Source organism: Citrobacter sedlakii, assembly GCF_018128425.1.
Lineage (GTDB): Bacteria > Pseudomonadota > Gammaproteobacteria > Enterobacterales > Enterobacteriaceae > Citrobacter_A > Citrobacter_A sedlakii.
Window position 1 is genome coordinate 771,604 of the sequence record NZ_CP071070.1, and the last position, 24,190, is coordinate 795,793.

General features: G+C 54.8%; 26 protein-coding genes and 1 other RNA gene. 17 read left to right on the forward strand and 10 right to left on the reverse strand.

The annotated features are described in order from the left end of the window. Positions 1-78 precede the first annotated feature (78 nt). From osmY to JY391_RS03680, 4 genes are all read left to right on the forward strand, one after another. A complete protein-coding gene (osmY, locus tag JY391_RS03665) occupies positions 79-696 on the forward strand; it encodes a molecular chaperone OsmY (RefSeq protein WP_042292235.1) in 618 nt (205 codons plus the stop codon). Positions 697-823: 127 nt separating this feature from the next. Continuing rightward, a complete protein-coding gene (locus JY391_RS03670) occupies positions 824-985 on the forward strand; it encodes a DUF1328 domain-containing protein (RefSeq protein ID WP_000490275.1) in 162 nt (53 codons plus the stop codon). 124 nt (positions 986-1,109) lie between these two features. After that, positions 1,110-2,183, forward strand: coding sequence for a patatin-like phospholipase family protein (locus tag JY391_RS03675; protein WP_060569488.1), 1,074 nt, complete (start codon positions 1,110-1,112; stop codon positions 2,181-2,183). Then, positions 2,180-2,956, forward strand: a complete 777-nt coding sequence (locus JY391_RS03680) for a metal-dependent hydrolase (RefSeq protein ID WP_211935235.1) — start codon at positions 2,180-2,182, stop codon at positions 2,954-2,956. Before JY391_RS03675 ends, JY391_RS03680 begins: the two co-directional genes overlap by 4 nt. A gap of 151 nt (positions 2,957-3,107) precedes the next feature. Here JY391_RS03680 and JY391_RS03685 read toward each other — a convergent pair whose 3' ends face one another. Both JY391_RS03685 and JY391_RS03690 read right to left on the reverse strand, forming a co-directional pair. Beyond that, the gene (locus tag JY391_RS03685) at positions 3,108-3,971 is read right to left on the reverse strand and encodes a YjjW family glycine radical enzyme activase (protein ID WP_211935236.1); all 864 of its coding nucleotides are present in this window, start codon (positions 3,969-3,971) and stop codon (positions 3,108-3,110) included. Further along, positions 3,943-5,493 (reverse strand): YjjI family glycine radical enzyme, encoded by a 1,551-nt coding sequence (locus JY391_RS03690; RefSeq protein WP_211935237.1) that lies wholly within the window; start codon positions 5,491-5,493, stop codon positions 3,943-3,945. Before JY391_RS03690 ends, JY391_RS03685 begins: the two co-directional genes overlap by 29 nt. 261 nt (positions 5,494-5,754) lie before the next feature. Between JY391_RS03690 and deoC the strand changes: the two genes are divergently transcribed. From deoC to deoD, 4 genes are all read left to right on the forward strand, one after another. Further along, positions 5,755-6,534 (forward strand): deoxyribose-phosphate aldolase, encoded by a 780-nt coding sequence (gene deoC / locus JY391_RS03695; protein WP_042292223.1) that lies wholly within the window; start codon positions 5,755-5,757, stop codon positions 6,532-6,534. 55 nt (positions 6,535-6,589) lie between these two features. Beyond that, entirely contained in the window at positions 6,590-7,912 is a 1,323-nt protein-coding gene (deoA, locus tag JY391_RS03700; protein WP_211935238.1) for a thymidine phosphorylase, read from the forward strand. Positions 7,913-7,963: 51 nt separating this feature from the next. Next, positions 7,964-9,187 carry a phosphopentomutase gene (deoB, locus tag JY391_RS03705; protein ID WP_042292218.1) on the forward strand — a complete coding sequence of 408 codons (1,224 nt, stop codon included), beginning with the start codon at positions 7,964-7,966 and terminating at the stop codon, positions 9,185-9,187. A 103-nt stretch (positions 9,188-9,290) separates the two neighbouring features. Beyond that, a complete protein-coding gene (deoD, locus tag JY391_RS03710; RefSeq protein ID WP_042292216.1) occupies positions 9,291-10,010 on the forward strand; it encodes a purine-nucleoside phosphorylase in 720 nt (239 codons plus the stop codon). A 59-nt stretch (positions 10,011-10,069) separates the two neighbouring features. Here deoD and lplA read toward each other — a convergent pair whose 3' ends face one another. Both lplA and JY391_RS03720 read right to left on the reverse strand, forming a co-directional pair. Next, positions 10,070-11,086 carry a lipoate--protein ligase gene (gene lplA, locus JY391_RS03715; protein ID WP_199957205.1) on the reverse strand — a complete coding sequence of 339 codons (1,017 nt, stop codon included), beginning with the start codon at positions 11,084-11,086 and terminating at the stop codon, positions 10,070-10,072. A 20-nt stretch (positions 11,087-11,106) separates the two neighbouring features. Continuing rightward, positions 11,107-11,751 (reverse strand): YtjB family periplasmic protein, encoded by a 645-nt coding sequence (locus JY391_RS03720; protein WP_060569483.1) that lies wholly within the window; start codon positions 11,749-11,751, stop codon positions 11,107-11,109. Positions 11,752-11,868: 117 nt separating this feature from the next. Here JY391_RS03720 and serB point away from each other — a divergent pair, with 117 nt between their 5' ends. Genes serB through JY391_RS03740 form a run of 4 tightly spaced genes read left to right on the forward strand, consistent with a single transcriptional unit; the run spans position 11,869 to position 16,420 of the window. Then, the gene (gene serB, locus JY391_RS03725; RefSeq protein WP_042292209.1) at positions 11,869-12,837 is read left to right on the forward strand and encodes a phosphoserine phosphatase; all 969 of its coding nucleotides are present in this window, start codon (positions 11,869-11,871) and stop codon (positions 12,835-12,837) included. A gap of 11 nt (positions 12,838-12,848) precedes the next feature. After that, positions 12,849-14,231 carry a DNA repair protein RadA gene (gene radA, locus JY391_RS03730; RefSeq protein ID WP_181822548.1) on the forward strand — a complete coding sequence of 461 codons (1,383 nt, stop codon included), beginning with the start codon at positions 12,849-12,851 and terminating at the stop codon, positions 14,229-14,231. A gap of 34 nt (positions 14,232-14,265) precedes the next feature. Next, positions 14,266-15,498, forward strand: coding sequence for a multifunctional transcriptional regulator/nicotinamide-nucleotide adenylyltransferase/ribosylnicotinamide kinase NadR (gene nadR, locus JY391_RS03735; protein WP_042292205.1), 1,233 nt, complete (start codon positions 14,266-14,268; stop codon positions 15,496-15,498). A 22-nt stretch (positions 15,499-15,520) separates the two neighbouring features. Next, the gene (locus tag JY391_RS03740; RefSeq protein WP_060569480.1) at positions 15,521-16,420 is read left to right on the forward strand and encodes a LysR family transcriptional regulator; all 900 of its coding nucleotides are present in this window, start codon (positions 15,521-15,523) and stop codon (positions 16,418-16,420) included. Between the two features lie 6 nt (positions 16,421-16,426). Here JY391_RS03740 and argP read toward each other — a convergent pair whose 3' ends face one another. Then, the gene (argP, locus tag JY391_RS03745) at positions 16,427-17,320 is read right to left on the reverse strand and encodes a DNA-binding transcriptional regulator ArgP (protein ID WP_060569479.1); all 894 of its coding nucleotides are present in this window, start codon (positions 17,318-17,320) and stop codon (positions 16,427-16,429) included. Positions 17,321-17,481: 161 nt separating this feature from the next. Between argP and rpiA the strand changes: the two genes are divergently transcribed. Continuing rightward, positions 17,482-18,141 carry a ribose-5-phosphate isomerase RpiA gene (gene rpiA, locus JY391_RS03750; RefSeq protein ID WP_042292197.1) on the forward strand — a complete coding sequence of 220 codons (660 nt, stop codon included), beginning with the start codon at positions 17,482-17,484 and terminating at the stop codon, positions 18,139-18,141. Between the two features lie 262 nt (positions 18,142-18,403). Further along, positions 18,404-19,636, forward strand: a complete 1,233-nt coding sequence (gene serA / locus JY391_RS03755; RefSeq protein ID WP_042292195.1) for a phosphoglycerate dehydrogenase — start codon at positions 18,404-18,406, stop codon at positions 19,634-19,636. A gap of 94 nt (positions 19,637-19,730) precedes the next feature. Here the strand turns inward: serA and JY391_RS03760 are convergent, their stop codons facing one another. Both JY391_RS03760 and JY391_RS03770 read right to left on the reverse strand, forming a co-directional pair. Continuing rightward, on the reverse strand, positions 19,731-20,177 hold the full coding sequence (locus JY391_RS03760) for a hypothetical protein (RefSeq protein ID WP_181822552.1): 447 nt from the start codon (positions 20,175-20,177) through the stop codon (positions 19,731-19,733). A gap of 189 nt (positions 20,178-20,366) precedes the next feature. Further along, positions 20,367-20,594 (reverse strand): hypothetical protein, encoded by a 228-nt coding sequence (locus tag JY391_RS03770; RefSeq protein WP_211935239.1) that lies wholly within the window; start codon positions 20,592-20,594, stop codon positions 20,367-20,369. A gap of 196 nt (positions 20,595-20,790) precedes the next feature. Between JY391_RS03770 and JY391_RS03775 the strand changes: the two genes are divergently transcribed. Together JY391_RS03775 and JY391_RS03780 are read left to right on the forward strand one after the other, a co-directional pair. Next, entirely contained in the window at positions 20,791-21,507 is a 717-nt protein-coding gene (locus tag JY391_RS03775) for a hypothetical protein (protein ID WP_211935240.1), read from the forward strand. A 216-nt stretch (positions 21,508-21,723) separates the two neighbouring features. Continuing rightward, positions 21,724-22,203: an Hcp family type VI secretion system effector gene (locus JY391_RS03780; protein WP_042292182.1), complete on the forward strand. Its 480-nt coding sequence runs from the start codon at positions 21,724-21,726 to the stop codon at positions 22,201-22,203. 66 nt (positions 22,204-22,269) lie between these two features. Here the strand turns inward: JY391_RS03780 and JY391_RS03785 are convergent, their stop codons facing one another. The 3 genes from JY391_RS03785 to zapA all read right to left on the reverse strand — a co-directional run bounded on the left by JY391_RS03785 (position 22,270) and on the right by zapA (position 23,444). Next, the gene (locus JY391_RS03785; RefSeq protein ID WP_199957202.1) at positions 22,270-22,866 is read right to left on the reverse strand and encodes a 5-formyltetrahydrofolate cyclo-ligase; all 597 of its coding nucleotides are present in this window, start codon (positions 22,864-22,866) and stop codon (positions 22,270-22,272) included. A gap of 23 nt (positions 22,867-22,889) precedes the next feature. Further along, positions 22,890-23,073, reverse strand: a non-coding RNA gene (gene ssrS, locus JY391_RS03790) — 6S RNA. Between the two features lie 41 nt (positions 23,074-23,114). Then, entirely contained in the window at positions 23,115-23,444 is a 330-nt protein-coding gene (gene zapA, locus JY391_RS03795) for a cell division protein ZapA (protein ID WP_006686880.1), read from the reverse strand. Positions 23,445-23,611: 167 nt separating this feature from the next. Here zapA and ygfB point away from each other — a divergent pair, with 167 nt between their 5' ends. Continuing rightward, positions 23,612-24,190: a UPF0149 family protein YgfB gene (gene ygfB, locus JY391_RS03800; RefSeq protein ID WP_131729030.1), complete on the forward strand. Its 579-nt coding sequence runs from the start codon at positions 23,612-23,614 to the stop codon at positions 24,188-24,190.

The window sequence follows — 24,190 nt, forward strand, 5'->3', positions numbered from 1 at the left end:
TGTTTTGTCACCCCATTCAGCAATGCAACCCCGTGTTGCCGGAGCTCAAATTACGAGCAAACATACAGGAATAGATCGATGACTATGACAAGACTGAAGATTTCTAAAACTCTGCTGGCCGTAATGCTGACGTCTGCTGTGGCGACGGGTTCTGCATATGCAGAAAACGCTACCATGGACAAAGCGCAAGCCGGGGCCGAAAGCGCAGGGCAAAAAGTCGATAGCTCTATGAATAAAGTCGGTAATTTCATGGATGACAGCGCCATTACCGCAAAAGTAAAAGCGGCACTGGTGGATCATGAAAATATTAAGAGCACCGATATTTCTGTCAAAACCGATCAGAAAGTGGTGACCCTGAGCGGCTTCGTCGAAAGTCAGGCACAGGCTGAAGAAGCCGTGAAAGTGGCGAAAGGCGTGGAAGGCGTGACCTCGGTGAGCGACAAACTGCACGTTCGCGACGGTAAAGAGAGTTCAGTGAAAGGCTATGCCGGTGATACGGCAACCACCAGTGAAATCAAAGCCAAACTGCTGGCGGATGACATTGTTCCTTCCCGAAAAGTGAAAGTGGAAACCACCGATGGTGTTGTCCAGCTGTCCGGAACCGTAGAGTCGCAGGCGCAAATCGATCGCGCTGAGAGCATCGCAAAAGCCGTTGATGGCGTGAAAAGCGTCAAGAACGATCTGAAAGCTCAGTAATTCTTCGTATTCGACCTCCTGACATTTGTCGGGAGGCGTAATGTGCACCACACTAAAAATATCGCGAATGAGTAGCCTGAGCGCTCATAACAAGCGGTCGACATTAACTATGGTAAAGGAGAGGCTTATGTTTCGTTGGGGCATTATATTTCTGGTTATCGCGTTAATTGCCGCCGCTCTGGGATTTGGTGGACTGGCAGGTACAGCTGCAGGCGCAGCGAAAATTGTTTTCGTCGTCGGTATCATCCTGTTCCTGGTCAGCCTGTTTATGGGCCGTAAACGACCCTAGTGCGTGAAAGCGTAACGCTAACTTGCAACGAAGCCAGTCCAGTGGACTGGCTTTTTCTGTTTTCGCCGCGGTCAATTTGCGTTACTTTGGCTCCCTTAAGCATAACAATAACAGGAAGGCAGAGGTGGGGCAGCGTATACCCGTCACGCTCGGCAATATTGCGCCGTTGTCATTAAGACCGTTCAAGCCGGGCCGTCTGGCGCTGGTGTGTGAAGGCGGAGGACAGCGCGGCATCTTTACCGCAGGCGTGCTGGATGAATTTATGCGCGCGCAGTTTAATCCGTTCGATCTCTACTACGGCACCTCCGCAGGCGCGCAAAATCTTTCAGCCTACCTCTGTAATCAACCTGGCTATGGGCGCAAAGTCATCATGCGTTACACCACGCGCAAAGAATTTTTTGATCCGTTGCGCTTTGTGCGTGGAGGCAATCTTATCGATCTTGACTGGCTGGTGGAGGCGACCGCCAGCCAGATGCCGCTGCAAATGGATACCGCCGCCCGGCTGTTCGACAGCGGCAAACATTTTTATATGTGCGCCTGCCGTGGCGATGACTATACGCCCGGTTACTTCACGCCGACGAAGCAGAACTGGCTGGATATCATTCGCGCGTCGAGCGCAATCCCCGGTTTTTATCGCACCGGGGTGTCGCTGGAAGGAGTCAGCTACCTGGACGGTGGGATTAGCGATGCGATCCCGGTTCGCGAAGCAGTGAAACAAGGGGCGCAAACGGTGGTGGTGATCCGCACCGTGCCGTCGCAAATGTATTACACGCCGCAATGGTTCAAGCGCATGGAGCGCTGGCTGGGCGAGAGCAGCCTGCAGCCGCTGGTGAATCTGGTGCAGCATCATGAGGCAAGTTACACCGACATCCAGCGTTTCATTGAAAAGCCGCCGGGCAGGATCCGTCTTTTTGAAATTTATCCGCCGAAGCCATTAAAAAGCATGGCGTTGGGCAGCCGCATTCCGGCGTTGCGCGAAGATTATAAAGTCGGGCGGCTATGTGGCCGTTATTTTCTCGCCACGGTCGGTAAAATGCTGGCCGAAGAGCCGCCTTTGCTGCGGCATCTTCCGAAAATTGTCACGCCTGGCCCGGTGGTGGTGCCTCCCGCACCGGTCGCCAACGATACCCATGTGGCGGCGGTGTCCGCAGCGCCGCAGGCCAATGACACACTGTTTACTGATGAGGATCTGGCGTGAGTTTGCGTTTTATCGATACCCATTGTCACTTTGATTTTCCGCCGTTTACCGGCGATGAGCGCGCCAGCCTGCAGCGGGCTTGCGCAGCGGGTATTGAGAAGATTATTGTGCCAGCGACAGAGGCGGCCAATTTTGCCCGCGTACTGGCGCTGGCAGAACGCTTCGTACCGCTATACGCCGCGCTGGGGCTACACCCGATAGTGATCGAACAGCATGCGGATGACGGTCTGGAACGCTTACAGCAGGTTCTGGACGATCGTCCGGCAAAAGTGGTGGCGGTGGGAGAGATCGGCCTGGATCTGTATCGCGACGACCCGCGGTTCGACAGGCAGGAACAGATCCTGGAGGCGCAGCTAAAGCTGGCAAAACGCTACGATCTGCCAGTGATCCTCCATTCCCGTCGCACCCATGACAAGCTGGCGATGCATCTGAAACGTCAGAACCTGCCGCGCACCGGCGTAGTCCATGGCTTTGCCGGCAGTTTTCAGCAAGCCGAGCGTTTTGTGCAACTGGGTTACCGGATTGGCGTCGGCGGCACGATCACCTATCCGCGCGCCAGCAAAACCCGCGACGTGATAGCGCAACTGCCGCTGACGGCGCTACTGCTGGAAACCGATGCCCCGGACATGCCGCTTAATGGTTTTCAGGGCCAGCCAAACCGCCCGGAACAGGCGGTTAAGGTGTTTGATGCGCTTTGCGAACTGCGCCCGGAACCTGCGGACGTGATCGCTGACGCGCTGTACCGCAATACCACGGCGTTGTTTGATGTGTAATATCGTTGTCGCTGCTCAGTGTTCAAATGTGCTGAAGAGGTAGAGAAGCACTTCCCGTAGGGTGAACGCAACCTGTTGCTGATGTGACAACGTTGAGAATATCCTGGGGTCAGATGCCGCACGCTATATTCTCTATGCGCCCCCGGCATATTCACAGATATAACGCAGGAAAGCGCAATTTTTCTACGCCGCGCTCGCGCAGGGCATCGGCCAGTTGCTCTACGTCCTCTGGCGTTGCGCTTGCCCATGTCCTGGCTTCGCCATGCGTCCCGTGCGCGTGAAAGGCGTTTAGCCTCACCGGCACATCGCCAAGCTGTCGGATGAACGCGGCGAGCGCATCGACATGCTGCATATAATCCACCCGTCCCGGAATCACCAGCAGCCGCAGTTCCGCCAGCTTTCCACGCTCTGCCAGCCACACGATACTATGCTTAATCTGCGCGTTATCGCGACCGGTAAGCCGCCTGTGGCATTCGCTGCTCCAGGCTTTAAGGTCGAGCATCACGCCTTCACACACGGGCAGCAGTTTCAGCCAGCCGGTTTCGCTGAGTTGCCCGTTGCTGTCCACCAGGCAACTCAGCGATGCCAGTTGCGGATCGCCTTTCATCGCGGTGAACAGTTCAAGGATAAACGGCAGCTGGGTCGTGGCTTCGCCGCCGCTAACGGTAATGCCTTCAATAAACGGCGCGGCCTTGCGGATGTGGGTCAGCATCTGGTCAACGCTCATGCTCTGCGCCATCGGCGTCGCCTGTTGTGGACACATCTTCAGACAGGTGTCGCACTGCTGGCAATGTTCGGCGTGCCAGATGACTTTTCCATCGCTGACGCTCAGCGCCTGATGTGGACACTGCGCCACGCACTCGCCGCAGTGGTGACAGCGTCCCATCGTCCATGGATTGTGGCAGTTTTTACAGCGCAGATTACAGCCCTGTAAAAACAGGGCCAGACGACTTCCGGGCCCGTCAACGCAGGAGAAGGGGATCAGCTTACTGACTGAAGCGCATCTGCTGTTCATGACCGATCACCCGGGGTTGTCGTTCCAGAATACGCGTATTGCGCGCGGCCTCTTCACCCAGCCAGGTGGTATTGGTACGGGAACCTTCAGCGCGATACTTTTTCAGATCCGACAGGCGCACCATGTAGCCAGTCACCCGGACCAGATCGTTGCCGCTGACGTTAGCGGTAAATTCGCGCATCCCGGCCTTAAACGCGCCGAGGCACAACTGCACCAGCGCCTGTGGATTGCGTTTGATGGTTTCGTCCAGGGTCAGTATGTCGCTGATCCCGGAATGATAATGGACGTGATGCGGCGCGACGGCTTGCAGATGGCTGATCGGGTCTGGCTCGTCGCCATAGGGCAGACGCGCGCCCGGCGTGGTGCCAACGTCAGAGCTAATCCCTGACTGTGCATGCAGCATTGCGCGCTGCTTCCAGCCATATTTTACCGGCGTATTCTCGACAAATTCCGCCAGTTGAGCGCTGATGCGATAGCCCAGTTCGTTAGCCGCTTCCGCTTTTCCGTAGCGCGCACGCATGCCCGCTTTTTCGCACAGCAGGTTTACCGCTTCCGCCAGACCGTACATACCGAACATGGGTACAAAACGTTGTGGATCGATCAGTCCTTCCTGCACGAGGAAGCTATTCTCAAAGAAATGTGATTTTTCATAGAGGAATTCACATCGGGCATCAATGATGGCGATTTGCTGGCGGCAATAGTAAGGAAGCGCATTTGTGAAGAAGTCATCAACAGAGCTGCTGCGCTCCGCCACGGCCTTCAGGTTAAGACGCACCAGCGTGCTACCGCCGCCTCCAAGCGGCAGCGAGTTGTAACAGCTCACCACGCCGTACTGCCCTTTTGTGAAAATTTTATCATTCACCGGGCCATTGGAAATATGCGGCTTACTGCATTCACAAATGTTTTCTGCTACCGCCAACAGCAGATTGTCCGGAGTGACGTCTGGATCGTAGATAAAGGTCAGATTTGGCGCAACCTGCTTTAGCTCTGCGTCAGCACGTAAAATCGCCCGGGTAATGGGAGTATCGGCAGGACCGATATTGGCATGCATAAACGCGTCTGGCAGGGTTCTGTCGAGATAGCGCCAGAAACGTTTTATTCGAATATCGATCGCGTCTTGTGTTAGAATTTTAACATAGGGTTGCAACAGCGCATCAAGCTGACCGAGGTAAACCGGCATGGAGGTTACCGACGGCACATGATGATAAAGGATGGTCAGTAACGACAGCGCATCGTCCAGATCCTGCGCGCCTTCCAGTTCCAGCCAGGCGGAGCCATTGCGCAGAAAACGGGCGTAATCGGGGAGCACATAGCGGGGCTTGAACGGCGCGTGGCCTTCAAACATATCGCAAATGACCCCGTCGTCCAGCGCCTGGCGCGCCCCGGCGGGCAGCGCGGGATAAGGCAAATTGTTTTCGGCCTCCAGCGCCAGAAAGTGCCGTTTTTGCTCCGGGCTCAGCACCGGGCTGGTGACGATTTGCTGGCAGCGCTGTTGCAGCGCGGTTTCGTTGCTCGTGGTCATCGTGATTCCTTTTTATGCCGAAGGGCGTGCGGGCATTGTAGAAAGAAGCGCTGACGCGGCTTTTGATCCTGATGCGCCTGTGCGAAGAAGATCGCGGCAGAAGAGGTCATTTATTTGAATTTGATCTCATTACAGTAATGCAAATTTGTACGTAGTTTTCATTAACTGTGATGTATATCGAAGTGTAATCGCGGGTGGATGTTAGAATACTAACAAACCCGCAAGGTGAGAATTGATACGGCGATGCCGTTGGAGAATGTTATGAGCGATTTAACTGCAAGCAGCCTGCGTGCCCTGAAACTGATGGATCTGACTACCCTGAATGATGACGACACCAATGAAAAAGTGATCGCGTTGTGTCATCAGGCGAAAACCCCGGTCGGCAACACCGCCGCCATCTGCATCTACCCGCGTTTCATTCCCATTGCGCGTAAAACCCTGAAAGAGCAGGGCACCCCGGAGATCCGCATCGCGACCGTCACCAACTTCCCGCACGGCAACGACGACATTGAGATCGCCGTGGCGGAAACCCGCGCCGCGATCGCGTATGGCGCAGACGAAGTTGACGTGGTGTTCCCGTACCGCGCGCTGATCGCCGGTAATGAGCAGGTCGGCTTTGATCTGGTGAAAGCCTGTAAAGACGCGTGCGCGGCGGCAAACGTGCTGCTGAAAGTGATCATCGAAACTGGCGAACTGAAAGAAGAGGCGCTGATCCGTAAAGCGTCTGAAATCGCTATCAAAGCCGGGGCTGATTTCATTAAAACCTCTACCGGTAAAGTGCCGGTCAACGCAACCCCGGAAAGCGCGCGCATCATGATGGAAGTGATCCGTGATATGGGCGTCGAAAAAACCGTGGGCTTTAAACCTGCGGGCGGCGTACGTACGGCGGAAGACGCGCAGAAATTTCTGGCGATTGCCGACGAGCTGTTTGGCGCTGAGTGGGCGGATTCCCGTCACTACCGCTTCGGCGCGTCGAGCCTGCTGGCCAGCCTGCTGAAAGCGCTGGGTCACGGCGACGGTAAGAGCGCAAGCAGCTACTAAGATTTGAATTGCCGGGCGACGCGTAGCGAGCCCGGCCTGGTTTGAGGAGGTTACCGTGTTTCTCGCACAAGAAATTATTCGTAAAAAACGTGATGGTCTTGCCCTGAGCGACGAAGAGATCCGCTTCTTTATCAACGGCATTCGTGACAACACCGTCTCTGAAGGACAGATTGCTGCCCTGGCGATGACCATTTTCTTCCACGATATGTCGATGCCTGAGCGCGTGTCGCTGACCATGGCGATGCGAGATTCAGGAACCGTTCTGGACTGGAAAAGCCTCAACCTTAACGGCCCGATTGTGGACAAACACTCCACCGGCGGCGTGGGTGACGTGACGTCGCTGATGCTTGGTCCTATGGTGGCAGCCTGCGGCGGCTACATTCCGATGATCTCCGGGCGCGGCCTGGGCCATACCGGCGGTACGCTCGACAAGCTGGAAGCCATTCCGGGCTTCGATATCTTCCCGGATGACAACCGCTTCCGCAAAATTATTAAAGACGTTGGCGTGGCGATTATCGGCCAGACCAGCTCTCTGGCGCCGGCAGACAAGCGTTTCTACGCGACCCGCGATATCACTGCAACCGTAGATTCGATCCCGCTGATTACCGCCTCGATTCTTGCCAAAAAACTGGCGGAAGGTCTGGACGCGCTGGTGATGGATGTGAAGGTGGGCAGCGGCGCGTTTATGCCAACCTATGAACTCTCTGAGGCGCTGGCCGAAGCGATCGTTGGCGTCTCCAACGGCGCGGGCGTGCGCACCACCGCACTGCTGACGGACATGAACCAGGTGCTGGCTTCCAGCGCCGGTAACGCTGTCGAAGTGCGTGAAGCCGTGCAGTTCCTGACGGGCGAGTATCGCAACCCACGCCTGTTCGACGTGACTATGGCGCTGTGCGTGGAGATGCTGATCTCCGGCAAGCTTGCCAAAGATGATACGGAAGCCCGCGCGAAGCTTCAGGCGGTGCTGGACAACGGCAAAGCGGCGGAAATTTTTGGCCGCATGGTGGCGGCGCAGAAAGGCCCGACCGACTTCGTGGAAAACTACGCGAAATACCTGCCAACCGCGATGCTCAGCAAAGCGGTGTATGCCGATACCGAAGGCTTCGTCAGCGCGATGGATACCCGCGCGCTCGGCATGGCGGTGGTCTCGATGGGCGGCGGTCGTCGTCAGGCATCCGACACCATTGATTACAGCGTCGGCTTCACCGATATGGTCCGTCTGGGCGACAGCGTTGATGGCCAACGTCCGCTGGCGGTGATTCATGCCAAAGATGAAACCAGCTGGCAGGATGCGGCGAAAGCGGTCAAAGCGGCAATTATCCTTGACGACAACGCGCCTGAAATTACACCAACGGTCTATCGTCGTATTACCGAATAGCGGTATACTGATCTGATCGCTTTTTTACAGCGCAGATGTATGGAGAACAATATGAAACGTGCATTTATTATGGTGCTGGACTCCTTTGGTATTGGTGCAACGGAAGATGCCGATCGCTTTGGCGATGTAGGCGCCGATACTCTGGGACACATCGCAGAAGCCTGTGCTAAAGGCGAAGCGGATAACGGTCGCAAAGGCCCGCTGAATTTACCGAACCTGACCCGCCTGGGTCTGGTGAAAGCCCATGAAGGCTCAACCGGAAAAATCGCGGCCGGAATGGACGCGAATGCGGAAGTCATTGGCGCTTACGCCTGGGCGCACGAACTTTCTTCCGGTAAAGATACGCCGTCTGGTCACTGGGAAATCGCCGGGGTACCGGTGCTGTTCGACTGGGGCTACTTCTCGGATCACGAGAACAGCTTCCCGCAGGAACTGCTTGATAAGCTGGTGAAGCGCGCCAATCTGCCGGGCTACCTCGGTAACTGCCACTCTTCCGGTACTGTGATCCTGGACCAGCTTGGGGAAGAGCACATGAAAACCGGCAAGCCGATTTTCTACACCTCTGCTGACTCCGTGTTCCAGATCGCCTGCCACGAAGAGACGTTTGGTCTGGATAAACTCTACGAGCTGTGCGAAATCGCCCGTGAAGAGCTGACCGAAGGCGGCTACAACATTGGCCGCGTGATCGCGCGTCCGTTTATCGGCGACAAAGCGGGTAATTTCCAGCGTACCGGTAACCGTCACGACCTGGCCGTTGAGCCTCCTGCCCCCACCGTGCTGCAAAAGCTGGTCGACGAGAAAGGCGGTCAGGTAGTATCTGTGGGTAAAATCGCGGATATCTACGCTAACTGCGGCATCACCAAAAAAGTGAAAGCGACCGGTCTGGACGCGCTGTTCGACGCGACCGTCAAAGAGATGAAAGACGCGGGTGACAACACGATTGTCTTCACCAACTTTGTGGACTTCGACTCCTCCTGGGGCCACCGTCGCGACGTCGCAGGCTACGCTGCGGGTCTGGAACTGTTTGACCGCCGCCTGCCGGAGCTGATGGAACTGGTAGGGGAAGATGACATTCTGATCCTGACCGCGGATCATGGCTGTGACCCAACCTGGACCGGTACTGACCACACCCGTGAGCACATCCCGGTGCTGGTGTACGGCCCGAAAGTGAAACCCGGTTCACTGGGACACCGTGAAACTTTTGCGGATATCGGCCAGACCATTGCGAAATATTTTGGCACGTCTGACATGGAATATGGCAAGGCGATGTTCTGAGGTCATTGCCGGGCGGCGACTGCGCCTTACCCGGCCTACAACACCGTAGGCCCGGATCGCGCCGCGTCACCGGGCAAAAAATCAAATTAAAAGGAACTGAAAGATGGCAACTCCTCACATTAATGCAGAAATGGGTGATTTCGCTGACGTCGTATTGATGCCTGGCGACCCGCTGCGCGCGAAGCACATTGCAGAAACTTTCCTCGAGGACGTGCGTGAAGTGAACAACGTTCGCGGCATGCTGGGCTTCACCGGGACCTATAAGGGCCGCAAAATCTCCGTGATGGGCCACGGTATGGGGATCCCGTCCTGCTCCATCTACACCAAAGAGCTGATCACCGATTTCGGCGTGAAGAAAATCATCCGCGTCGGTTCCTGTGGCGCCGTGCGTCACGATGTCAAACTGCGTGATGTGGTCATCGGTATGGGGGCTTGCACCGATTCCAAAGTGAACCGTATCCGTTTCAAAGATCATGACTTCGCGGCGATTGCCGACTTTGATATGGTGCGTAACGCGGTTGATGCGGCAAAAGCGCTGGGCGTTGACGCGCGCGTAGGCAACCTGTTCTCTGCGGATCTGTTCTACTCCCCGGACGGCGAAATGTTCGACGTGATGGAAAAATACGGCATCCTGGGCGTGGAAATGGAAGCGGCGGGCATTTACGGCGTCGCGGCGGAATTTGGCGCGAAAGCGCTGACCATCTGCACCGTGTCTGACCATATCCGTACTCACGAGCAGACCACCGCCGCTGAGCGTCAGACCACCTTCAACGATATGATTAAAATCGCGCTGGAATCTGTTCTGCTGGGCGATAAAGCGTAATGCTCTTTCCTGCCCTTCTCCTGTAAGGGAGAGGGGCAGGGTGAGGCATCAGAACGCGCTTAACGCACTGCCTGCGCTATCCATGCCGACACGTCCCGTAATTCCTTTTCCTGCTCCGGGAAGTCTCCCCTCAACGCATCGCACTCCTGCTGCAATGTATCCGCCCGATACAAACACCCCTGCAAACGTGCTGCCAGCGCCTCTAATGGCGCGGGATTAAGACTGTCCGTGAACACCTGTGTGCGGGTGATATGACCTTTCTCTACGTCAAAATGCAGTTCCACGCCACCCCAGGTAAAGCGCTCATCCAGCAGATGAGAGAACGCTGGCGCCTGGCCGAAGTTCCACTCCCAACTGCTCTGGCGGGCAAAGGTTTCAGCAAAGTTGGGCAGATCCGGGGTTTTATCCGGCGAGATCACTTCCGCGTCAACGCGTTCGTTATAGTAAGTGAAGAAGGCTTCGCTGACTGCATGACAGACATGCTCATGCGTGATCCCAGGCAGTAGTTCGGTGAGGTTCGCCACGCGGGAGCGAACCGAGGTAATCCCTTTAGCCGCCAGCTTCTTTTTGTCCGGGTTCAGATAATTTGCCAGACGGCTGAGGTCGGCGTTCAGCAGTAGCGTGCCGTGGTGAAAGCCGCGATCTTTGGTTTCGCGATAGGCTGAACCTGAGACTTTACGATCGCCGTCCGGCGTTTTGACCACCAGATCGTTACGCCCGGAGGCCTCCGCCGTCACGCCGAGCGCATGGAGGGCGTTAAGAACAATTGAAGTCGAAATCGTTTTATCGTATTCCGGCTTGCCCGCCATAAAGGTAAAACAGGTATTGCCGAGGTCGTGGAACACCGCGCCGCCGCCGCTACTGCGACGCGCCAGGCGCACGTTGTCCTCTTCCATCCGTCGTGTGTTGCACTCTTTCCACGGATTTTGCGCACGGCCAATCACCACCGTATCCGCGTTGCGCCACAGGAAAAGCACGCGTTGGGTGGCGGGCATCTGGCGGAAAATGCACTCTTCTACCGCCAGGTTAAACCACGGATCATAAGAGTCAGAAATAAGCAGGCGAAGTGTAGACATAGCGTTTTCCTTTACAGAATTTATTCTTTTTTCTCGCTCTCTTCCTCTTCCGGTACCGACTTACTGGCGGTGAGCAAGAAAGGGGATTGCTGCCAGCGCGTTCGTTTACCCTGCAGCAATGTTCGGGTCAGCACCACGCCAATCGCCAGCGAGAGCAGCAGCATCAGGCGTAAAATATTGGTGGTGTTATCCACCTGTTTCGCTTCGGTCGCCAGGGTGTGGGTATCCAGCGTCAGGCGCAGATAGCCCAGCGGACCATTTTTTCCCTGAATGGGTTCGACGATTTGCTGGTTAAAATAGCCCCCGGCTTTTTTGCCGTCCAGCGCCAGGCGGTCGCGCACGTTTACGCTTTCACCCGCGCGGGCAATCATGTCGCCCTGTTCATCATAAACCCCGGCGTCAAGGATGCGGCTTTCATGGGTCAATTGCTGCAATATGCTTTTGATACGCTTTTCGTCAGGCGTTTCGGTACGCATAGAAGGCGCGATGTTCAGCGTGACCTGATGCGCCAGCGTGCGGGCCAGTTCTTCAAGCTGCGGATTGCGTTGCTTCTGGTGGTTTTGACTAAACCAGGACGCCCCCTGCATGAGCGCGACAAGCAGTGCGAGACAGAACAATACAATCACTGCACGATGAAGCCGAAATTTCAGTTTTGCGCGAGCCATATTCCACCTGCTGAAAATTTGAGGCTTAATGTTGCCAGAAGCGATGGATACAAGGTAGCCTCATGCGTTATTTTCCCCAGGAACCTTCCCGGCCCGAACGATTTTACAGGAGCTTTAATGCCTAACATTACCTGGTGCGATTTGCCTGAAGATGTCTCTTTATGGCCAGGTTTGCCCCTTTCTTTAAGTGGTGACGAGGTGATGCCACTGGATTACCACGCAGGACGTAGCGGCTGGCTGCTGTATGGTCGCGGGCTGGATAAACAACGACTGACCCAGTACCAGAGCAAGCTGGGCGCGGCAATGGTGATCGTCGCAGCCTGGTGCGTGGAAGACTACCAGGTGATCCGCCTGGCGGGGTCGCTGACACCGCGCGCCACGAAGCTGGCGCATGATGCGCAACTGGACGTCGCGCCACTGGGTAAAATACCGCATCTGCGGACGCCAGGTTTGCTGGTGATGGACATGGACTCCACCGCGATCCAGATCGAGTGCATTGATGAGATCGCAAAACTGGCCGGTACCGGCGAACAGGTCGCGGAAGTGACCGAGCGCGCGATGCGCGGCGAACTGGACTTTACCGCCAGCCTGCGCAGTCGCGTGGCGACGCTGAAAGGCGCTGATGCTAACATCCTGCATCAGGTGCGCGACACGCTGCCGCTCATGCCCGGCCTGACGCAACTGGTGCTGAAGCTGGAAACGCTGGGCTGGAAGGTGGCGATCGCCTCCGGCGGCTTCACCTTTTTTGCCGAGTATCTGCGTGAAAAGCTGCGCTTAACCGCCGTGGTGGCGAACGAACTGGAGATCGTAGACGGCAAATTCACCGGACACGTGACGGGGGATATCGTTGACGCGCAATATAAGGCCAATACCCTGACCCGGTTGGCGCAGGAGTATGAGATCCCCATGGCGCAAACGGTGGCGATTGGCGACGGCGCGAACGATCTGCCGATGATCAAAACGGCGGGGCTGGGCATAGCCTACCACGCCAAGCCGAAAGTGAATGAGAAAACGGAAATCACCATCCGTCACGCCGATCTGATGGGCGTGTTTTGCATTCTTTCTGGCAGCATGAATCAGAAATAACGAGGTAACCCGTGGCAAAAGCTCCAAAACGCGCCTTTGTATGTAATGAATGCGGGGCGGATTATCCACGCTGGCAGGGGCAATGCAGCGCCTGCCACGCCTGGAACACCATCACTGAGGTGCGTCTCGCCGCATCGCCAACGGTGGCGCGTAACGAGCGGCTCAGCGGTTACGCCGGCAGCGCGGGCGTGGCGAAAGTTCAAAAACTTTCCGATATCAGCCTGGAAGCGCTACCGCGTTTTTCGACCGGCTTTAAAGAGTTCGATCGCGTACTGGGCGGCGGCGTCGTTCCCGGTAGCGCCATCCTCATTGGCGGTAATCCCGGCGCGGGGAAATCAACGCTGCTGCTGCAAACGCTGTGTAAACTCGCCGAGCAGATGAAAACCCTGTACGTCACGGGTGAAGAGTCGTTACAGCAAGTGGCGATGCGCGCGCACCGTCTCGGCCTGCCGACCAACAATCTCAACATGCTGTCGGAAACCAGCATTGAGCAGATATGCCTGATTGCGGAAGAAGAACAGCCGAAGCTGATGGTGATCGACTCCATTCAGGTGATGCACATGGCGGACATTCAGTCCTCGCCCGGCAGCGTGGCGCAGGTGCGTGAAACCGCCGCCTACCTGACGCGCTTTGCCAAAACGCGCGGGGTGGCGATTGTGATGGTCGGGCATGTCACCAAAGACGGTTCGCTGGCGGGGCCGAAAGTGCTGGAGCATTGCATCGACTGTTCAGTACTGCTCGACGGCGACGCGGACTCCCGCTTCCGTACCCTGCGCAGCCATAAAAACCGTTTTGGCGCGGTCAATGAACTTGGCGTTTTCGCGATGACTGAACAGGGGCTCCGGGAAGTCAGCAACCCATCCGCCATCTTTTTAAGCCGCGGCGACGAAATTACCTCCGGCAGTTCGGTGATGGTGGTCTGGGAAGGTACGCGCCCGCTGCTGGTAGAGATTCAGGCGCTGGTGGATCACTCGATGATGGCGAACCCTCGCCGCGTGGCGGTTGGTCTGGAACAAAACCGGCTGGCGATTTTGCTGGCGGTACTGCATCGCCACGGTGGTTTGCAAATGGCGGATCAGGACGTGTTTGTTAACGTAGTGGGCGGGGTGAAAGTCACCGAAACCAGCGCCGACCTCGCGCTGCTGCTGGCGATGGTCTCCAGTCTGCGTGACAGACCGCTGCCACAGGACCTGGTGGTCTTCGGCGAAGTGGGGCTGGCGGGCGAGATCCGCCCGGTCCCGAGCGGACAGGAACGTATTTCCGAGGCCGCAAAGCACGGTTTCCGTCGGGCGATTGTGCCTGCGGCGAATGTGCCGAAAAAACCGCCGGAAGGGATGCAGGTGTTCGGCGTTAAAAAACTTTCTGACGCGCTAAGCGTGTTTGACGATTTATAATTAAGACCCGTCGTTTTTCCAGCAGGAGGCTCTTGTGTCATCGTTCGACTATCTCAAAACCGCCATCAAGCAGAAGGGCTGTACCCTGCAACAAGTGGCGGATGCCAGCGGCATGACCAAGGGGTATCTCAGCCAGCTTCTTAACGCAAAAATCAAAAGCCCCAGCGCGCAGAAGCTGGAGGCGCTGCACCGCTTTCTCGGTCTGGAATTTCCGCGCCAGCAGAAAAACATCGGCGTGGTGTTTGGCAAGTTCTACCCGCTGCATACCGGGCACATTTATCTGATTCAGCGTGCCTGTAGCCAGGTGGACGAGCTGCATATCATCATGGGTTACGACGATACCCGCGACCGCGAACTGTTTGAAGACAGCGCCATGTCCCAGCAGCCAACGGTGCCGGATCGGCTGCGCTGGCTACTCCAGACCTTTAAATATCAGAAGAACATTCGTATTCATGCGTTCAACGAAGAGGGCATGGAGCCGTATCCCCACGGCTGGGATGTGTGGAGTCGCGGCATCAAAACGTTTATGGCTGATAAGGGCATTCAGCCCAACTGGATCTATACCTCTGAAGAAGCCGACGCGCCGCAGTATCTGGAACATTTGGGCATCGAAACGGTGCTTATCGATCCGAAACGCACTTTTATGAGCATTAGCGGCGCGCAAATCCGTGAAAACCCGTTCCGCTACTGGGAATACATCCCGACGGAAGTAAAGCCGTTTTTCGTGCGCACCGTGGCGGTACTGGGCGGCGAGTCGAGCGGCAAATCGACGCTGGTCAACAAGCTGGCGAATATCTTCAACACCACCAGCGCGTGGGAATACGGGCGTGACTACGTCTTTTCCCATCTTGGCGGCGACGAAATGGCGCTTCAGTATTCCGACTACGACAAGATTGCGCTCGGACATGCGCAATACATTGATTTTGCGGTCAAATACGCAAACAAAGTGGCGTTTATCGACACCGATTTCGTCACGACCCAGGCGTTCTGCAAAAAGTACGAAGGGCGGGAGCATCCGTTTGTGCAGGCGCTGATAGACGAGTATCGCTTTGACCTTGTGATCCTGCTGGAAAATAACACGCCGTGGGTGGCCGATGGCCTGCGTAGCCTCGGCAGTTCTGTGGATCGTAAAGAGTTCCAGACCCTGCTGGTGGAGATGTTGCGCGAAAACAACATCGACTTTGTCCACGTTGAGGAGGCCGATTACGACGGACGCTTCCTGCGCTGCGTCGAGCTGGTCAAAGAGATGATGGGCGAGCAGGGATAATGTTCGCGGCGGGGTGAACACGATGTTTAAGCATTTGCAGGATATGGCGCTGTTCGCCCTGGTCGCTGAAAACGGCAGCTTTACCGCGGCGGCGCAGAAGGCGGGGCTACCGAAGTCCAGTGTCAGCCAGCGCATCAGCCAGCTTGAACAGCAGGTCGGCATCCGTTTGCTCAACCGCACCACCCGTAAGCTGAACCTGACTTATGCTGGCGAACACTATCTTGTGCACTGCCGGGAGATCCTCGCTGCCAGCGAACGCGCGGAGTACGCGGTGCAACGTCTGCGCGACAACCCCAGCGGGCGGTTGCGCATCACCTCGCCGGCGGGCATCGGCGCGACGCTGCTGGCGCGTCTGAACGCCCGCTTTCAACAGCATTATCCCGACGTGAACCTTGAAGTCTCGATTTCTGACGAAATGCTGGATCTGGTCGACAGCGGGTTCGATGTCGCGTTGCGCACCGGCAGGCCGCAGGATTCGACGCTGATTGGCCGGATGATAGGCCATTGCCCGCGTTACCTGCTGGCGTCGGCGGACTACCTTTCGCGGTTTGCGCAACTGACTCATCCGCGGCAACTGCCGGAACATCAGTGCATTACCCACAAGGCGTGGACGGAGTGGGTATTCCATCGCGGGGACGAAGATTATCAACACGTACCCGATCGCCTGCATCTGACGGATAACCTGGTCTATGCGCGTGAAAGCGCGATTGCCGGGGCGGGGATCACTTTGCTACCGGCATTTATGCTGGAAGATCGCGTCGAAAAAGGCGAGCTAATTCAGGTGCTGCCGGAATGGACGGTGGCGGGAAACGATCTCTGGCTGGTTTACCCCAGCCGTAAGCTGAATTCCCCCGCGCTGATGAGCTATATTGAGTTTGCCATGCAATTTGACGAACTCAGGCATTTTTACACGGGGTCTTAAAGTGCGTCAGTCCTGGCGCAGCACCTTGTGACCGTAGGCCAGCAGGGCGTCGGTTACGTTGCGCATCATCCGGCTTTCCGGCGCAAAGCGGTGCCAGTAAAGCATCCGACGCTGGAACAGTCCCGGCGTGAGGTCGATCAGTTCGCCGCTTTCCAGCTCTTTCTCGATCTGCAAATGCGGGATCATACAGCAGGTGGTGCCTTGACGCGCCAACTGGACGAAGGCTTCCGAGGAGTTAACGATATGGCACGGCACACTGCCAGGCGGTAAGTCGAAGTTCTGCTGCAGGAAGGCTTGATGCATATCGTCGAGATGGTCAAACGCCACCGCAGGCGCTTTCAGCAGCGCTGAACGGGTAACGCCGTTTGGGAAATAGCGCTCGGCAAAGGGTTTCGAGCCGACAAACAGATAGTCCAGCGCCCCGAGCTTATCGACCAGACAGCTTGGTAGCGCCTGATGCTGAATACTCACCGCGCCCACCACTTCACCGCGACGCAAACGCTCCTGGGTTCGGGTTTCATCTTCCACCTGCAAATTGAGGCGGATAGGGGAGTCGGCCAGCACAGGCGCCAGCGCAGGCAGCAGCCAGGTCGCCAGACTGTCGGCGTTAACCGCCAGCGACAGCAGCAGCGGCGTAGAGCCGATCTGCTCATCGCCGAGCCACTCCTCTTCCAGCAGTTCTACCTGACGCAGCAGCGCCAGCAGTTTCTGCCCCTGCTCGGTCGGACGCGGCGGAACGGTGCGCACCAGTAGCGGCTGTCCGAACATATTTTCAAGCTGCTTAATGCGTTGTGATACCGCAGATTGGGTGATGCACAGCTTCTGCGCCGCGCGTTCAAACCCGCGTTCACGTATCACCGCATCCAGTGCCTGTAATGTTCTGTAGTCCGGACGTTTCATTGCTCTGACCCACTCCTGAAAATTATTGCTTGTTCTGCACTATGACATAATTTCGCCCCCGGTAAAGACGAAATCCGCAGCGTGAGAGCGGGGCGGGAAGATTTTTCCGCGCAATCGTCTATAATGCGCGTGAATTTTTCCATATCACAGGCGATACGATCATGACGCAGGATGAACTGAAAAAAGCGGTAGGATGGGCGGCACTTCAGTATGTACAGCCAGGTACCATTGTGGGGGTGGGAACCGGTTCAACCGCCGCACACTTTATTGATGCGCTGGGCACCATGAAAGGACAAATTGAAGGCGCGGTTTCCAGCTCGGACGCCTCCACCGAAAAACTCAAAAGCCTCGGCATTCCTGTGTTCGATCTCAACGAAGTGGACAGCCTCGGCGTTTACGTCGACGGTGCGGATGAAATTAACCCGCATATGCAGATGATTAAAGGCGGCGGCGCGGCGCTGACCCGTGAAAAAATCATCGCTTCGGTGGCGAAGACGTTCGTTTGCATCGCCGACGCCTCGAAAGAAGTGGATATTCTTGGCAACTTCCCGCTGCCGGTCGAAGTGATCCCGATGGCGCGCAGCGCGGTCGCGCGTCAACTGGTAAAACTGGGCGGCCGTCCTGAATACCGTCAGGGCGTGGTGACCGACAACGGTAACGTGATCCTTGATGTCCACGGCATGGAGATCCTCGACCCTGTGGCGATGGAAAACGCGATCAACGCTATTCCAGGCGTGGTGACCGTCGGTCTGTTCGCCAATCGTGGCGCGGATGTGGCGTTGATCGGTACTGCCGACGGCGTAAAAACCATTACCAAATGATCTGACAGGGGGCGTCCGTCTCCTGTTAAAAAATTTCCGCAGGGCAAATTTGGTGACTTCTGTCACGTTTTATCGTTTGCCCTGCTGAACTCACCAAAGAAAAAGTTATCTCCAGCATTTTCCTCTGGTATTTCCCGCTGCATGATATTTCTTCAGCAAGTCGACGCAAACGTTCATATTGCCGCAATAATTTTTTTTGATATGTTGAAAGGCGGATGGAAATCCGCACACACAACATCAGATAAAACACAGGGTCGGGGAAATGGCAAAGGTATCGCTGGAGAAAGACAAGATTAAGTTTCTGCTGGTTGAAGGCGTGCACCAGAAGGCGCTGGATAGCCTTCGTGCGGCAGGGTATACCAACATCGAATTTCACAAAGGGGCGCTGGATGCTGAACAGCTGAAAGAGTCCATCCGTGATGCCCACTTCATTGGCCTGCGATCCCGTACCCATCTGACTGAAGACGTGATCAACGCAGCGGAAAAACTGGTCGCCATCGGCTGTTTCTGCATCGGCACCAATCAGGTTGACCTGTCCGCGGCGGCGAAGCGCGGTATTCCGGTGTTCAACGCACCGTTCTCAAATACCCGTTCGGTTGCGGAACTGGTGATTGGTGAACTCTTGCTGCTTCTGCGCGGCGTGCCGGAAGCCAACGCCAAAGCGCACCGCGGCGTGTGGAACAAACTGGCGGCCGGTTCGTTCGAAGCGCGTGGCAAAAAGCTGGGGATCATTGGTTACGGCCATATCGGTACGCAACTGGGGATCCTGGCGGAATCGCTGGGTATGCATGTCTTCTTTTATGATATTGAAAACAAACTGCCGTTGGGTAATGCGACCCAGGTGCAGCATCTTTCTGACCTGCTGAATATGAGCGACGTGGTCAGCCTGCACGTACCAGAAAACGCCTCCACGAAAAATATGATGGGCGCGAAAGAGATCGCCCTGATGAAACCCGGATCGCTGCTGATCAACGCCGCGCGCGGTACGGTCGTCGACATTCCGGCGCTGTGCGATGCGCTGGCAACCAAACATCTGGCCGGGGCGGCAATCGATGTCTTCCCGACCGAGCCTGCGACCAACAGCGATCCGTTTACCTCGCCGCTGTGTGAATTCGATAACGTGATCCTGACGCCGCACATCGGCGGTTCCACGCAGGAAGCGCAGGAAAATATCGGTCTTGAAGTGGCGGGTAAGCTGGTGAAATACTCCGATAACGGCTCCACGCTTTCTGCGGTGAACTTCCCGGAAGTCTCGCTGCCGCTGCACGGTGGGCGTCGCCTGATGCATATCCACGAAAACCGTCCGGGCGTACTGACTGCGCTTAACCAGATCTTTGCTGAGCAGGGCGTGAACATCGCTGCGCAGTATCTGCAAACCTCAGCGCAAATGGGCTATGTGGTGATTGATATTGAAGCGGATGAAGACGTGGCGGAAAAAGCGTTGCAGGCGATGAAAGCCATTCCAGGCACCATTCGCGCACGTCTGCTGTACTGATTATCCAGAATGCCCGGTGGCGTTAACGCTGACCGGGCCTGATACAGAGTCAAGCTCCAGTCCGGGTAAGGCGTCGCCGCCACCCGGTTTTTTTTTACAGGTCCACCAACCCTTCTTCGGTTTTCAGCCAGCGTGGCGCTTTTAGCGTATCGGCAAAAAAGATGACCAGATCCTGCAATAAATCACCGGCTACCCGCTCCATCTCCGCGGAAAGCGTTTTGCTCATCAACAACTGCGTTAACAGCTGGCAGTAGCGTCCGGTCTGATCCGCTTCCGGCGCGAAAAGAGGAAAACGCGTCGGCAAGGTGTCAACCGTCAGGCTGTCTTTCAAATGCGCGGGCACAGGCTCGGTTAGCGTGGGCTGTAACAACGCGAGACAGGCGGACAGACGTGCGCAGATAGCCAGTTTCTCCACCGGGTTATGGCATTCGACCAACGCTTCTGTAAAGCGCTCGCAGTTATCCGCCAGTTCGGTGAAATCCGTGGCATGGTTAAACGGCAGGGTAAATAAAGAGTGTGAAAAAAGCGGGGTAGTGTCCATTAGGGACGTCTCCAGTATGTCGTATTTAAACCACCACTGGAGAGGCTAATCTCGCGGGTGGTGGTGCCGGACGGAGTTAGCCTTACCGGTCATACTGGATACCGGCGCGTCTTGCGACGCCCCCGACCGGCCCACCATTGAGGCGAGACCAGCCGCACGACATAGAAGTATATATCGCCAGTATGATTTTCAGAAGGCTAATTCCGGCACCTGATTTTGCAGGTGCGGCAAGAAGATACCGCTTAACCATGACGCTGACAAGAGGGTATTCTGGAAGGCGACTCGCAAAATTAATCTATTGATATTGCTGATGATTTTTCCCGGAGGCGCTACGTTTACCGGGCCTGGAATAACCGCAAGCCGCAAACCACGAATCATGAACTCCAGACCGGGTGAGGCATCGCCGCCATCCGGCATTTGGACAAGTCCCCTTTCCTGTCTTCAGCAAGCGCAGCTATTTTTGCCCTTTTCGGGCCTTATTCTGAAAAAAGATGACATAAGCGTGAATAACCCTTTTTTAGTATAACCTGATGTTAAATACAGACAGCGTGTTGAAAGCCTTTGACTGTAACAATTCATGCTACTATTTAATGAATATTATTGAAGGATGGTTATGTATTATAGTGACTCAATCATTACATCAATAGAAGCTGAAAAAATTCTCGCTTTGAAGCTCGAAAGTGCACTGACTGGAGTGAAAAAAAATGTTATCGATACATTGAAACAAATGGGTGATGGTTTTACTCGTGCTACATATTATTCTTCTTGTTTTATGGAAAACTATCAGGACGTTTGCACTCGACTCAAACATGAAGATGTAAGGTTTATTTCTGGTCTTATTCAACTCGTAAAGGATCGCAATATTATTTTTCTAATGATGCGGATCTATATAGAGATTCATTTCAAGAATAAAAAAGAAGGGCAGGTGCAAAATATAGTACGAAAACTTGTAGGTGCAGGGGTTCATATTTCAACAACAGGTTTAACCAATAGATTATTGATCTCCTCCGTGGCGGTCGCAATCTGTCAAAGTTTTACTTTTAATGCTCTGGTGTACAGTCGTATATCGAGGTTACGCTCGCTTATGCTAAAAGGCAGTGTAACAACAACGGCAATGGCACTGAACATTTATGGGTTAGTTCAACAGGCATCAATAAGTGCGAATAATTTGAAGAGGTTTAATGTCTACTATTATCAGGCTTTATATGAGTATCATCTGGAAATGATGTATTTATTCATAGAGCCTGTCATTACGAAGAACCCATATTTAAACCCGGCTTTTATTACAGATGATGCGTTAGTTGATTTGATCATCAGGTTGGTGAAGTGATTATATGGGTTACTTTATAAAATGGTTGAAGGAAGAGCTTTTCCTTTTTTTCTGGTCTGCGGGATGGTTGCTGTCGATTGTTGTTTTGAGCATGGTAGCAGTGTCATTTTTTCCTGATTTCGCAATTACACTGATGGGCTTATATATTCTACTGATCATCGGTATACATATCTTTCTTTGGTTTAAATGGAAATAATTAATTGAGGGTTTTATACTATGTCAAATCCTGCATATTTATGGTTAACAGATGAAAATGGTTCCCCGGTCACGGGTTCTTGTTTGATGCCAACCCGACTCGGTTCTATAGAATTACGATCAGTGAGCCATCATGTCTGGTTACCTACAGATCAGCATACAGGAAGACTGACAGGTACCAGACTCCATGCGCCTGTTCTGTTCCAGAAAGAATTTGATAAAACAACGCCACTGTTATTTCGGGCGCTTTGTGAAGGAAGAACGCTCAAATCAGCCACGATAAAAATGTACAAGATTAATGATGCAGGTATCGAAGTTGAGTATTTCAATATGCTCTTAGAGAATGTGAAAATTACTGCAATAACGCCTAATTTGCATCCCAGTGGTATGACTAATATGCATCTCGAAGAAATAAATCTCCGTTATGAAACAATTACATGGAAGTATACGGACGGAAACATTATGTATAAAGACCGCTGGAACGATCGCATAGTAGCGTGAAAAAAGTATGAAATATGAACAATACTATCTTCATGCCGGGTAAGGCGCAGCCGCCACCCGGTTTTTTCACCACTCCCACACTTTCGACGGCGTCACCACCGCAGGTAGCGGAACATCCCACTTCTCAACGGGCAAGGCTTCTACAACCTGGCAATCGTGCGCATACCCCACTGGCGTAAAACCATGCTGCTGCCAGTTTTGCAACGTGCGATCGTAAAAACCGCCGCCCATGCCTAATCGCTGACCCTGTTTGTCAAACGCCACCAGCGGGGTCACCAGCACGTCCAGATCCGCAAGCGGCAGTACGTCGCGTACGTCGAGCTTAGGTTCCTGAATTTTCAGACGGTTTGTCACCAGTTCGCTTTGCGGGTGATAGTGTAAAAACAGGAGATTGCCGGGGCTGAAAGGATGAAGAACCGGCAGATAAACGCGCTTGCCCGCGCGCCAGAGTTGCTCGATCAGCGGCTGTGTGTCGAGTTCGCCATCAAAGGATAAAAACACGGCGACCGTATGCGCCATCACCACCGGAGGATAAGCAAGCATACGGGTAGCGGCGCGCTGACCAGATTCACGTTGATGTGATGGCGTCAGGGCGCGACGGCGTAGCCGGATCATACGGCGAATGTCTTGTCTGGATAAGGAAAGTTCAGAATGTAGCGTCATGGCTGTCGCCAGATTTAAGAAGGGGAATCTCCGAGATGCCGCCGCAGGCTGTAACCCTTGAACCCTTGGTTCAAGGTGAATGTGTCGTCACAGTTTTAAGGCTTCTCGGACGAACCGAGCATGCTCACCAACCGCGGAGCGCCACATTCTTGTGGTATGAAATATCGGCTCAGGGGACTGGCCCGCTTGCAAACATCTCAGAGAAATTTTTTCTTCACGGTCACTGTACCATAGTCAACCGGGAAGTGTTATTCAAAATTTTGGCCCGTTTTTTCGGTTATGCGACCCTGATCAAGCAGTGCCTGTTCGATGGTCTGTTGTAGCATCCGAATACGCTGCTCCATGCTCGCCGCGTAGTCGCGGGTCTTCGCTTTTTCCTGAGTTAATTCGTAGCTGATGTTCAGTGCGGCAATGAAAACCAGCTGCTCAGTATTTGTGACTCTAGTGCGAACTTTCAGATCTTGCAACCGCTGATTCAGATCGTCCGCAGCCTGATTCAACGCATCCCTTTGTTCAGGCGGGCAATTCACTCGCAGTGAACGGCCAAAAATTTGGATATCGACGGGTTGTGCAGACATGCCACCTTCCTGCTGATTGACTGCGCTGCCTTCGTCTCCAGACCCGGGGTCCGCGAAGGGGCGACACTATAGCTACCCTGGTGTGAAGATACAAGCCCTTTTCTGGTATCACCAGGGTCCAAAGTGGTAGCATATCATGAATATCCTCCCTTTGATGACGAATGCGTATGTCTATACAGAACGAAATGCCTGGTTACAACGAAATGAACCAGTATTTGAACCAACAAGGGGCTGGCCTGACACCAGCCGAAATGCACGGTTTAATCAGCGGGATGATTTGCGGCGGCAACAACGACAGCTCATGGCAGCCGCTGCTTCACGACCTGACGAACGAGGGACTGGCCTTCGGTCATGAACTGGCTCAGGCGTTGCGCAAAATGCACGCGGCCACCAGCGACGCGCTGGAAGATGACGGCTTCCTTTTTCAGCTTTATCTGCCTGAAGGCGATGACGTGAGCGTCTTCGATCGCGCCGACGCGCTGGCGGGATGGGTCAACCATTTCCTGCTCGGTCTGGGCGTGACGCAGCCTAAACTGGATAAGGTCACCGGCGAAACGGGTGAAGCCATCGACGACTTGCGTAATATCGCGCAACTTGGCTACGACGAAGATGAAGACCAGGAGGAACTGGAAATGTCCCTCGAGGAGATCATCGAGTACGTGCGCGTTGCCGCGCTGCTGTGTCACGACACTTTTACCCGACAGCAGCCGACCGCACCGGAAGTGCGAAAACCGACGCTACACTAA

Coding starts and splice junctions, on each gene's coding strand:
- osmY (WP_042292235.1), top strand. CDS start 79: ATGACTATGACAAGACTGAAGATTTCTAAAACTCTGCTGGCCGTAATG.
- JY391_RS03670 (WP_000490275.1), top strand. CDS start 824: ATGTTTCGTTGGGGCATTATATTTCTGGTTATCGCGTTAATTGCCGCC.
- JY391_RS03685 (WP_211935236.1), bottom strand. CDS start 3,971: ATGAACAGCAGATGCGCTTCAGTCAGTAAGCTGATCCCCTTCTCCTGC.
- JY391_RS03690 (WP_211935237.1), bottom strand. CDS start 5,493: ATGACCACGAGCAACGAAACCGCGCTGCAACAGCGCTGCCAGCAAATC.
- deoC (WP_042292223.1), top strand. CDS start 5,755: ATGAGCGATTTAACTGCAAGCAGCCTGCGTGCCCTGAAACTGATGGAT.
- deoB (WP_042292218.1), top strand. CDS start 7,964: ATGAAACGTGCATTTATTATGGTGCTGGACTCCTTTGGTATTGGTGCA.
- deoD (WP_042292216.1), top strand. CDS start 9,291: ATGGCAACTCCTCACATTAATGCAGAAATGGGTGATTTCGCTGACGTC.
- lplA (WP_199957205.1), bottom strand. CDS start 11,086: ATGTCTACACTTCGCCTGCTTATTTCTGACTCTTATGATCCGTGGTTT.
- JY391_RS03720 (WP_060569483.1), bottom strand. CDS start 11,751: ATGGCTCGCGCAAAACTGAAATTTCGGCTTCATCGTGCAGTGATTGTA.
- serB (WP_042292209.1), top strand. CDS start 11,869: ATGCCTAACATTACCTGGTGCGATTTGCCTGAAGATGTCTCTTTATGG.
- JY391_RS03740 (WP_060569480.1), top strand. CDS start 15,521: ATGTTTAAGCATTTGCAGGATATGGCGCTGTTCGCCCTGGTCGCTGAA.
- argP (WP_060569479.1), bottom strand. CDS start 17,320: ATGAAACGTCCGGACTACAGAACATTACAGGCACTGGATGCGGTGATA.
- rpiA (WP_042292197.1), top strand. CDS start 17,482: ATGACGCAGGATGAACTGAAAAAAGCGGTAGGATGGGCGGCACTTCAG.
- serA (WP_042292195.1), top strand. CDS start 18,404: ATGGCAAAGGTATCGCTGGAGAAAGACAAGATTAAGTTTCTGCTGGTT.
- JY391_RS03760 (WP_181822552.1), bottom strand. CDS start 20,177: ATGGACACTACCCCGCTTTTTTCACACTCTTTATTTACCCTGCCGTTT.
- JY391_RS03770 (WP_211935239.1), bottom strand. CDS start 20,594: ATGCCGGATGGCGGCGATGCCTCACCCGGTCTGGAGTTCATGATTCGT.
- JY391_RS03775 (WP_211935240.1), top strand. CDS start 20,791: ATGTATTATAGTGACTCAATCATTACATCAATAGAAGCTGAAAAAATT.
- JY391_RS03780 (WP_042292182.1), top strand. CDS start 21,724: ATGTCAAATCCTGCATATTTATGGTTAACAGATGAAAATGGTTCCCCG.
- JY391_RS03785 (WP_199957202.1), bottom strand. CDS start 22,866: ATGACGCTACATTCTGAACTTTCCTTATCCAGACAAGACATTCGCCGT.
- zapA (WP_006686880.1), bottom strand. CDS start 23,444: ATGTCTGCACAACCCGTCGATATCCAAATTTTTGGCCGTTCACTGCGA.
- ygfB (WP_131729030.1), top strand. CDS start 23,612: ATGTCTATACAGAACGAAATGCCTGGTTACAACGAAATGAACCAGTAT.